At 71.5% G+C, this 10,693-nt stretch carries 5 protein-coding genes; all 5 read left to right on the forward strand.

What is annotated here, in order from left to right:
- Positions 1-125 precede the first annotated feature (125 nt).
- The 5 genes from ABD120_RS25465 to ABD120_RS25485 all read left to right on the forward strand — a co-directional run bounded on the left by ABD120_RS25465 (position 126) and on the right by ABD120_RS25485 (position 10,211).
- The gene (locus tag ABD120_RS25465) at positions 126-5,579 is read left to right on the forward strand and encodes an ATP-binding protein (RefSeq protein WP_343952577.1); all 5,454 of its coding nucleotides are present in this window, start codon (positions 126-128) and stop codon (positions 5,577-5,579) included.
- Positions 5,580-5,776: 197 nt separating this feature from the next.
- Positions 5,777-6,544: an ABC transporter ATP-binding protein gene (locus tag ABD120_RS25470; RefSeq protein WP_343952578.1), complete on the forward strand. Its 768-nt coding sequence runs from the start codon at positions 5,777-5,779 to the stop codon at positions 6,542-6,544.
- Positions 6,529-8,349 carry a hypothetical protein gene (locus tag ABD120_RS25475; protein WP_343952579.1) on the forward strand — a complete coding sequence of 607 codons (1,821 nt, stop codon included), beginning with the start codon at positions 6,529-6,531 and terminating at the stop codon, positions 8,347-8,349. Before ABD120_RS25470 ends, ABD120_RS25475 begins: the two co-directional genes overlap by 16 nt.
- A 36-nt stretch (positions 8,350-8,385) precedes the next feature.
- Positions 8,386-9,594: a sensor histidine kinase gene (locus ABD120_RS25480; RefSeq protein WP_343952580.1), complete on the forward strand. Its 1,209-nt coding sequence runs from the start codon at positions 8,386-8,388 to the stop codon at positions 9,592-9,594.
- Positions 9,591-10,211 carry a response regulator gene (locus tag ABD120_RS25485; protein WP_343952581.1) on the forward strand — a complete coding sequence of 207 codons (621 nt, stop codon included), beginning with the start codon at positions 9,591-9,593 and terminating at the stop codon, positions 10,209-10,211. The genes ABD120_RS25480 and ABD120_RS25485 overlap by 4 nt, the downstream gene beginning before the upstream one ends.
- Positions 10,212-10,693: the final 482 nt, after the last annotated feature.

The following is a 10,693-nucleotide window of genomic DNA, read 5'->3' on the forward strand; positions in this document are numbered from 1 at the left end:
GGCTTTGGTGGCTTTCCCACAACTGGAGCCCCGAAGCCTGCGCTGACAACTACATGGCGTCGGCCACACTGGAGACGAAAGGCTGATTGCTTCAGGCCGTACGTCAACCAGGAAGGCTCGATCGGGTGTTCAGTCGTGTCGCCATCGTCAACCGTGGTGAGGCCGCCATGCGGCTCATCCACGCCGTGCGGGACATCGCCGCGGAAAGCGGAACACGGATCGAGACCGTCGCCCTGCACACAGACGTCGACCGCACGGCCACCTTCGTGCGCGAGGCCGACATCGCCTACGACCTGGGTCCCGCTTCCGCGCGGCCGTACCTCGACCTGGAGAAACTGGAACGCGCGCTGGTGGAGACCGGCGCCGACGCCGCGTGGGTCGGCTGGGGCTTCGTCGCCGAGGACCCCGCCTTCGCCGAGTTGTGCGCGCGGATCGGCGTCACCTTCGTCGGGCCGAGCCCCGAGGCCATGCGCAAGCTCGGCGACAAGATCGGCGCCAAGCTGATCGCCGAGGAGGTCGGCGTGCCGGTCGCGCCGTGGAGCCGAGGCCCGGTCGAGACCCTGGAGGCCGCGCTGGCCGCCGCCGCCGACATCGGCTACCCGCTCATGCTCAAGGCCACGGCGGGCGGTGGCGGGCGCGGTATCCGCGTGGTCACCGGCGACGCCGAACTCGCCGACGCCTACGAACGCACCAGCCTGGAAGCGGCCCGCGCCTTCGGCAGCGGCGTGGTGTTCCTTGAGCGCCTGGTGACCGGGGCCAGGCACGTCGAGGTCCAGGTGATCGCCGACGGTCAGGGCACCGCGTGGGCGCTCGGCGTACGCGACTGCTCGGTGCAGCGGCGCAACCAGAAGGTCGTCGAGGAGTCCGCCTCGCCGGTGCTGAGCGCCTCGCAGGCAGCCGAGCTGAAGGAGTCCGCCGAGCGGCTGGCCCTCGCCGTCGGCTACCGGGGCGCCGCCACCGTCGAGTTCCTCTACCACCCAGGCGACAAGATGTTCGCCTTCCTGGAGGTCAACACCCGCCTGCAGGTCGAGCACCCCATCACCGAGTGCACCACCGGCTTCGACCTGGTCAAGGCGCAACTGCTGGTGGCCTCCGGCGGCAGGCTCGAAGGCGAGCCGCCGCAGGAGCGCGGCCACGCCGTCGAGGCCCGGCTCAACGCCGAAGACCCCGACCGCGACTTCGCCCCCTCGCCCGGCCGGATCGCCCGCCTCGACCTGCCCGCGGGGCCCGGCATCCGGGTCGACACCGGCGTCAGCGAGGGCGACACCATCCCCGCCGACTTCGACTCCATGATCGCCAAGATCATCGCCTACGGCCGCGACCGCGACGAGGCCCTCGGCAGGCTGCGCCGGGCCATGGCGCAGACCACCGTGGTCATCGAGGGCGGCGCGACCAACAAGAGCTTCGTCCTCGACCTGCTCGACCGGCCCGAGGTGATCGACGGCAGCGCCGACACCGGCTGGATCGACCGGGTCAGGGGCGAGGGCGGGCTCGTCTCCCACCGGCACTCCGGCGTGGCGCTGGCCGCCGCCGCCATCGAGGCGTACGAGGAGGAGGAGAGCGCCGAACGGCAGCGCCTGCTGGCGACGGCGGCGGGCGGACGCCCGCAGGTGCGCCACACCAGCGGCCGCCCCCTCGACCTGAAACTGCGCGGCGTCGGCTACCGCGTCCGGGTCGCCAGGGTCGGCGCGCACCGCTTCCGCGTCGCCGTCGAAGCCGGCGCCGACGTCCGCACCGCCGACGTCGAACTCGACCGCTTCGACCGGCACACCGGGCAGATCCTCGTCAACGGCGTCCGCTACCGCGTGCTCACCGCCACCTACGGGCCGGTCCACCTGGTCGAGGTCGACGGCGTGACCCACCGGGTCAGCCGCGACGAGGGCGGCGTCGTGCGTTCCCCCGCCCCCGCGCTCGTCGTCGCCACCCCCCTGGAGGTCGGCGCCGAGATCGAGGCGGGCGCGCCGGTGCTCGTCCTTGAGAGCATGAAGATGGAGACCGTACTGCGGGCGCCGTTCAGGGCACGGCTGAGGGAATGCGTCGTGTCCGTGGGCAGCCAGGTCGACACCGGGGCGCCTCTGCTGCGCCTCGAACCGCTCGCCGACGACACCGCCAAGGACACCGCCTCGGCCGAGACCGTCGAACTCGACCTGCCCCCCGCCCCCGAGGCGCGCCCCGCCCACGAACGCAGCGCGCGTGGCCAGGAGGACCTGCGCAGCCTGCTGCTGGGCTTCGACCTCGACCCGCAGGACGAGGGCCGGGTGCTCGACGACTACCTCGCCGCCCGCCACGCGGCGGACGAGGCGGGCCACCGTCCGCTGGCCGAGGAGGTCGCGCTCCTGGAAGTGTTCGCCGACCTCGTCGAGCTGAGCCGCAACCGGCCCTCCGGCGAGGACGGCGGCGCCGCCCACGAGCGCAGCGCCCGCGAGTTCTTCCACACCTACCTGCAGAGCCTCGACGTCGAGCGCGCCGGACTGCCCGAGACCTTCCAGGCCAAGCTCGCCAGGGTGCTCGGCCACTACGGCGTCGCCGGGCTCGACCCCTCCCCCGAGCTCGAAGCCGCGGTGTTCCGCATCTTCCTCGCCCAGCAGCGCGCCGCCGCCGACGCCGCGATCGTCACCAGGCTGCTGCGCTCGTGGCTGCGCGAGCCGCCGCCCGGCCAGGAACTGCGCGAGCCCGCCGGGCTCGCGCTGGAGCGGCTGGTGGCCGCCACGCAGATCCGCTTCCCCGTGATCGCCGACCTCGCGCGCGGCGTCGTGTTCGCCTGGTTCGCCCAGCCGCTGCTGCGTCGCAACCGCGCCCGCGTCTACGCGGGCGTCCGCAAGCACCTGCGCCACCTCGACGCCCACCCCGACGCGCCGGACCGCGCCGAGCGCATCGCCGACATGGTCCGCAGCACCGAGCCGCTGGTACGGCTGCTCGGCCAGCGCCTGCCCCGCGAGGGCCTGGACAACTCCGTCATGCTGGAGGTGCTGACCCGGCGCTACTACGGCAACAAGGGCCTCACCGGCGTCCGCACCGTCGCGGCCGAGGGCACCGCGTTCGTGGTCGCCGAGCGCGCCGGCTCCCGCCTGGCCTCCTCCGCCGTGAGCTTCGAGCGGCTGGGCGACGCGCTGCGCGGCCTCGCCGACCTGGCCGCCGGTGAGGAGGCCGTCGACGCCGACATCTATCTCGTGTGGGAGAAGCAGCCGGCGGACTCCGACGCGATGGCGGCCGAACTCCACTCGGTCATCGGCGCGCACCCGCTGCCGCCGCAGGTCCGCCGGATCACCGCCACCGTGGCGGGCAGCGGCGGCGCGGTGATGCACCACCACTTCACCTTCCGCCCCGCACCGGTCAGGATGGCCGAGGAACGGCTCATCCGCGGCCTGCACCCCTACATCGCGCAGCGGATGCAACTGGAGCGGCTCGGCAAGTTCGACCTCACCCGGCTGCCGTCGCTGGACGAGGAGGTCTACCTCTTCCAGTGCGTGGCCCGCGACAACCCGTCGGACGACCGGCTCGTCGCCTTCGCCCAGATCCGCGACCTGACCGAGCTGCGCGAGCAGGACGGCAGGCTCGTCGCGCTGCCGACCGCGGAGGACGCCGTCGCCGCCTGCCTCGACGCGATCCGCCGCGCGCGCTCGCGCCGGCCGACCAAGAAGCAGCTCGACACCAACCGGATCGTGATCTACGTCTGGCCGCCGGTCGGCATCACCCGGGCGGAACTCGACACGATCGCCGGACGCGTCGCGCCCACGACGGCGGGCGCCGGGCTGGAGGAGATCCTGTTCATCGCCCGGCAGCGCGACCCGAGGACGGGCGAACTCACCAAGATCGCCGTGCGCTTCTCCTACGAGGCCACCGGCGTCACGATGACCGTCGGCGAGCCGTCGGCCGAGCTCGTCGAGCCGTTCGACGACTACCGGCAGAAGGTGCTGCGCGCCGCGAGCCGCAACACGGTGTACCCGTACGAGCTGACCGGGCTGCTCGGCGACTTCGCCGAGTACGACCTCGACGAGCACCACACGCTGGTGCCGGTCGAGCGGCCGAAGGGCCGCAACACCGCCGCGCTGGTCGCCGGGGTGATCACCACGCGCACCCGCCGCCACCCGCAGGGCGTCACCCGGGTCGTGCTGCTCGGCGACCCCACCAGGTCGCTCGGAGCGCTCTCGGAGCCCGAGTGCCGCCGGGTGATCGCCGCCCTCGACCTGGCCGAGCGGATGGGGGTGCCGCTGGAGTGGTACGCGCTGTCGTCCGGCGCCCGCATCTCGATGGAGTCCGGCACGGAGAACATGGACTGGGTGGCGGCCGCGCTCAAGCGGATCGTCGAGTTCACCCAGGCGGGCGGTGAGATCAACATCGTGGTCGCGGGCATCAACGTGGGGGCTCAGCCGTACTGGAACGCCGAGGCGACGATGCTCATGCACACCAAGGGCATCCTGGTGATGACGCCGGACTCGGCGATGGTCCTCACGGGCAAGCAGTCGCTCGACTTCTCCGGCGGCGTGTCGGCGGAGGACAACTTCGGCATCGGCGGCTACGACCGGGTGATGGGGCCGAACGGGCAGGCGCAGTACTGGGCGCCGAACCTGACCGCCGCCCGCGACGTGCTCATGTCGCACTATGAGCACACCTACGTCGCGCCCGGCGAGGACGGGCCGCGCCGGACGGAGACCACCGACCCCGTCGACCGCGACGTCACCTCCTACCCGCACGACGTGGCGGACAGCGACTTCACCACCGTCGGCGAGATCTTCTCCGCCGAGGCCAACCCCGACCGCAAGAAGCCGTTCGACATCAGGACCGTGATGCGGGCGGTGTCCGACCAGGACCACCCGGTGCTGGAGCGCTGGGCGGGCATGGCCGACGCGGAGACCGCGGTGGTCCAGGACGCGCACCTCGGCGGGCGGCCGGTGTGCCTGCTCGGCATCGAGTCGCGGTCGGTGCAGAGGCGCGGCTTCCCTCCCACGGACGGTCCCGACACCTACACGGCGGGCACGTTGTTCCCCCGCTCGTCGAAGAAGGCCGCCCGGGCGATCAACGCGGCCAGCGGCAACCGGCCGCTGGTGGTGCTGGCCAACCTGTCGGGCTTCGACGGCTCGCCGGAGTCGATGCGCAAGCTGCAGCTCGAGTACGGTGCCGAGATCGGGCGCGCGGTGGTCAACTTCCAGGGCCCCATCGTGTTCTGCGTGATCTCGCGCTACCACGGCGGCGCGTTCGTGGTCTTCTCCAAGGCCCTGAATCCGAACATCACCGTGCTCGCGCTGGAGGGTTCCTTCGCGTCGGTCCTCGGCGGCGCCCCCGCCGCCGCGGTGGTCTTCTCCGGCGACGTCAACGCGCGCACCGCGGCCGACCCCCGGGTGCGCGACCTGGAGGCGCGGGTCGCCGCCGCCTCCGGCACCGACCGGGCCGCGCTGGCGGCGGAGCTGGACGATCTACGCATGTCGGTGCGCGCGGAGAAGCTCGGGGAGGTGGCCTCGGAGTTCGACCGGGTGCACGACATCCGGCGGGCGGTCGAGGTCGGTTCGGTGGACGCCGTCATCGGTGCCGCCGAGCTGCGCCCCCGGATCATCGAGGCCATCGAGGCGCGGCTGGGCTGAGGCCCCCCGCGTCCCCGCGCTACGCCGATCGCGTAGCGCGGGTGGCTTCACGTGCTGGCTCTTCCGCTGGACGGCGGGACCCGCACCACGGACCGGCCGTCCCACCTCGCATCAACCGATCGGTTGATGCCGGAATCCACCATCCCGCTCTCCGGGCGGACGATCCGCCACCCCCGTCCCCGCGCGATTCTCAAGGCATGCCAACACACCGGGTGCCCGCCCTGCGCACCGTCGGACTCCGCAAAGCCTTCGGCGACCACGAGGCCGTCGACGACATCCACCTCACCGTCCCCGCCGGCTCCTTCTACGGCCTGGTCGGCCCCAACGGCGCCGGCAAGACCACCACCCTCGCGATGGCTGTCGGCCTGCTGCGCCCCGACGCGGGCAGCGCCGAGATCTTCGGCGTCGACGTCTGGCGTGACACCGTCCGGGCCAAGGGACTGATCGGCGTGCTGCCCGACGGCAACGCCATGCCGGAGCGGCTCACCGGCCGCGAGGTCCTCACCTACCTCGGCCTGCTGCGCGGCCTGCGGCCCGACGTCGTCGCCGAGCGCACCGACGAACTCCTCCAGGTCCTCGAACTCGACACCGCCGAGCGGGCCCTGGTCATCGAGTACTCCACCGGCATGCGCAAGAAGATCGGCCTGGCCGTCGCCCTCCTGCACGCCCCCCGGCTGCTCGTCCTGGACGAGCCCTTCGAGGCCGTCGACCCCGTCTCCGCCGCCACCATCCGCACCATCCTGCGCAGGTTCGTCGGCAGCGGCGGGTCCGTGATCATCTCCAGCCACGTCATGGCCCTCGTCGAGCAGCTCTGCGACCACGTGGGCGTCATCTCCGACGGCCGCGTCGTAGCCGCCGGGCCGCTCGCCGACGTACGCGGCGCGGGAACCCTCGAAGACGCCTTCGTCGACCTCGTCGGCGCCCGTACGGGAGGAACGGAGGGGCTGGCATGGCTCACCTCCTGACCCCCGGCCCGGCCGCCATGGCCAAGATCATGATCCGCATGCGGCTGACGCTCATGCGCAACGCCCTGCGCGGCGACGACGCCGCCAACCTCTACACCAGCGTCTCCGTCGGACTGATCCTGGCCGCCGGAACCGTCGCCGTGGCCGTCCTGTGGCCCGCCTATCTCCCCCTCGCCCTCGCCGGCTGGCTGGCCGGCTGGATCTTCGGGCCCATCCTCATCGGCGGCGGCAACGAGAGCCTGCGCCCCGAATACTTCGCCATGCTCCCGGTCACCCCGCGCCGGACCGCCGCAGCCCTGCTCGCCGGAGCCTTCGCGGGCCCCGCACCCGCCATCAACCTCATCGCCCTGCTCTCCCTGCCCGTGTACGGCTGGCGCCACGGCCCGGCCGGTGTCCTCGTCGGGCTGGTCGCGGCCGTCATCACGCTCATCACCATGGTGATGATCTCCCGAGTCGTCGTCGCGCTCATCGGCCTGTTCGTCAGGTCCCGCGCCACCGCGGCCGCCGTCGGCGCCGCCACCGGCACCGCCATCGCCCTGTGCAGTAACGGCTGGGCACCCATCGTGGCCCTCGGCGGCGACCCCGCCGCCTGGTCCCACCAGCTGGTGCGCGCCCTGCCCTCTGGCTGGGGCGTCGCCGCGATCGAGGCCCCCTGGCCCCTGGCCGTGGCGATCCTCGCCGCCAACGCTGTACTCGTCGCACTCCTGCTGGCCTCCTGGGCCACCCTGCTGTCACGACGCGTCGTCTCGGCCGTCCGCGGCGGCGTGCCGCCGCGTCGTGGCGCGCCCCGCCCCTTCCCCACCACCGGCGGCGCCCATGTCTCCGCCGCCAAGGAACTGCGCGCCTGGTGGCGCGACCTCGTCCGCATCCAACTGCTCGGCACCGCCTTCTCCTTCGCCCTCGTCTTCCCCCTCCTGCTCGTCACCCTCGATGCCTGGATCATGGTCGCCTTCACCGGCCTCATCGCGATCGTGATGGCCGCCGCCTCCTCGGCCAACCTCTACGGCGCCGACGGCACCGCCCTCTGGCTCACCCTCATGACCCCCGGCGCGGAACGCGCCGACGTCCGCGGCCGGCAACTGGCCTGGTTCCTCATCGTCGGCCCCGCTGCCATCGCCCTCTCCCTGGCCGGAACCCTCGTCAGCGGCGAGTCCTGGGCCTGGCCCTGGGTCCTCGGCCTGCTCCCCGCCCTCCTCGGCGGTGGCGCCGGGCTCGTCGTCCTGCTGGCCGTCACCTCTCTGGTCCCCGGCACCGACCCGCACAAGCGGGGCGGCAACCCGCTCAGCACCGGCGCCGACGAGACCGCCGAGACCGGCCTTGCCTGGCTCGTGCTCATCGCCGTCCCGTCCATCGCCCTCCCCACAGCAGGCGCCATCCTCCTCAACCCCTGGGCGGGCGTCGCCACCGGTGTCCTCACCGGCGCCCTCAGCGCCTGGGGCCTGGGCAGGATCGCCTACCGCAGGCTGGAGAACCACGGGACCGAGCTGCTCAACCTCATGAAGCACGGCCCCACGCCCCAGGCCGACAGCAAGCCCACCACCGCCGATCTCCCCGCCATGCACCGCGTCGGCGTCACCGTCTGCTACCTCATCGCCTGGCTACCCCTCTTCCCCCAGGGGCTCGTCACCATGGTCATGAAGATCTTCGACCTCGGGGGTCCCGGGTGGTTCCTCGCCCTCCATCTCCCGCCCATCTGGCAGTGGCCGACCATCATCTTCATGATCGCGCTGGGGCTCCTGATGTACGGCTACGCCATCCTGCTCCCCATGCGCCTAAACTCGCCCCCATCAGTCACTACCAGGTGAAACCCATCTGTACCCGAGAGGAGGGCACGAACCCGGATGAACGACCCCTTCCCGCCCTCCACCTGGGAACGGCGCTTCGAGCGCGTCGTCGAGATCGTCCCCTACATCACCCTCGCCACTTCCCTGCTCTTCAGCCTGGTCCCACCCGACCAGCCCGAAGGCGGGATCCCCCGTACTCTCGCGCTCACCGCCCTGGCCCTCGCCTGGATTCTCGGCACCCACACCCTCCTGCCCACGGCCCTGCGCGGACATCGGGTCGTCGTCACCGTTCACTTCGTCGGCGTCCTGGCCACCGCCGCGCTGCTCTCCTTCCATGACCCCATCTTCTTCATCTACTGCATCTCCGGCTTCTTCCTCGCCTCCCGCTTCGCTCGCTCCAAGTGGACCTTCGCCGCCGTCGCCGCCACCTCCTGCGTCCTGTACGGCTCGTCGCTCGACTGGCCCCAGGCCAGCATCCAGCTCATCGCCTTCTACTTGGTGATCATCGCCGTGCAGACCATCGCCATCGGCGGCGGCTCCATCGCAGGCATCAAGATCGAGGACCGGCAGCGCAGATACCGGAAGGCGGTCAGCGACCTTCAGACCGCCCTGGAGGAGAACGCCGACCTCCACGCCCAGCTCCTCGCCCAAGCCCATCAGGCCGGCATCCTCGACGAACGCCAGCGCATGGCACGCGAGATCCACGACACCCTCGCCCAGGGCCTCACCGGCATCATCACCCAGCTACGGGCCGCCCAGCGGGTCGAGGACTCCGGCACCCATGTCGAGCTCGCGCTCAACCTCGCCCGGGAAAGTCTCACCGAAGCCCGTCGCTCCGTGGCCGCCCTGCAGCCCCACCAGCTTGAGGACGCCCATCTTCCCGAGGCCATGACCGCCCTGGCCCGCAACTGGACGCAAACCGCCGGCGTCGACCTCCACGTCGAAGTGACCGGCGACCGTGTCCCTCTCAGCCCCGCCATCGAGGTCACCCTGTTCCGCGTCGCCCAGGAAGCCCTCGCCAACGTCGCCAAGCACGCGGGCGCCACCCGGGTCGGCCTCACCCTGTCCTACACCGGCGCCGTCGTCCTCCTCGACATCCGCGACAACGGCACCGGCGTCCACAACCCCAACGGCAAAGGATTCGGCCTCAGCAGCATGAGACAACGCCTACGCGGCGTCGGCGGCTCCCTCGAGATCGAGAGCACGCCCGGCGAGGGCACCGCCGTCAGCGCCACCGTACCCGCGCTCCAAGAAGGCCCCCGGTGATCCGCCTCCTCATCGTCGACGACCACCCCATCGTCCGCGACGGCCTGCGCGCCGCCTTCGAAACCGAGCCCGACATCGAGGTCGCCGGAGAAGCCGCCAACGGCCGCGAAGGCATCGACCGCGCCGCCGCACTCGGGGTCGACATCGTCCTCATGGATCTGCGCATGCCCGAAATGGATGGTGTCACCGCCATCACCGCCCTGGGCCGCTCCCACCCTCACATCAAGGTCCTCGTCCTGACCACCTTCGATGGCGACTCCGACGTCCTGCCCGCCATCGAAGCCGGCGCGACTGGCTACCTCCTCAAGGACGCCCCCACCGACGACCTCCTGCGCGCCGTCCGCGCTGCCGCCGCAGGCGAGCCGGTTCTGTCCCCCTCGGTCGCCGGGCGCCTGATGGGTCAGGTACGCCGGCCGGTCAAGGCTGCCCTCACCGACCGCGAACTGCAGGTCCTCGCCCTCGTGGCCGACGGCGCCTCCAATCGGCAGGCGGCCGCCAAACTCTTCATCAGCGAGGCCAGTATCAAGACCCACCTGCTGCACATCTACGACAAACTCGGCGTCCGCGACCGCGCGGCCGCCGTCGGCGAAGGGTATCGACGCGGGTTGCTCAGTTAGTCGAACAACCTCCCGTCGTACCGAGCCCACCCCGCCGACCTGCGCGAACGGCGCAGGTGGCGGCTGGGGGGCCGGCCTTCTCAACCGCTGAAGTCCGCTCGCCTCCACGATGCGGTCGTTCCGGATCCGGGAGGCGAGCGCCCAGGCTCTCGGGCGTGGCAACAGGGTTCCCATCCTCGCGACGAGCGCATGAAGTGGTCGGTACCTGCTGCGATGACCCTCGGTCATGTATTGGTTCCTGAATTTCGCGGGTCCGGCTTGACAGTTTCATCGCAGGCATGCAATTCTGATCGCGGGATCGAGGTTGACGATTAATGTAGGTGTGGACACCTGCATCCTTTTCGTCTATGCTGCCTTTTCGCGCTGCCGTTTTCCGGCGCGCGCTTCGTCATTCCATCGCAAGCTTCTTGGAAGGACACCCGTTGGCAGCCTCCGCCGTACCCGCCGGTCCCCGTCGCGTCTCTTTTTCGCGTATCCAGGAG

The organism is Nonomuraea longicatena (genome assembly GCF_039525605.1).
In the GTDB taxonomy this organism is placed as follows: domain Bacteria; phylum Actinomycetota; class Actinomycetes; order Streptosporangiales; family Streptosporangiaceae; genus Nonomuraea; species Nonomuraea longicatena.

Bases quoted from the DNA above. Each gene is read 5' to 3' on its own strand.
- ABD120_RS25470 (WP_343952578.1), top strand. From the start codon at position 5,777: ATGCCAACACACCGGGTGCCCGCCCTGCGCACCGTCGGACTCCGCAAA.
- ABD120_RS25475 (WP_343952579.1), top strand. From the start codon at position 6,529: ATGGCTCACCTCCTGACCCCCGGCCCGGCCGCCATGGCCAAGATCATG.
- ABD120_RS25480 (WP_343952580.1), top strand. From the start codon at position 8,386: ATGAACGACCCCTTCCCGCCCTCCACCTGGGAACGGCGCTTCGAGCGC.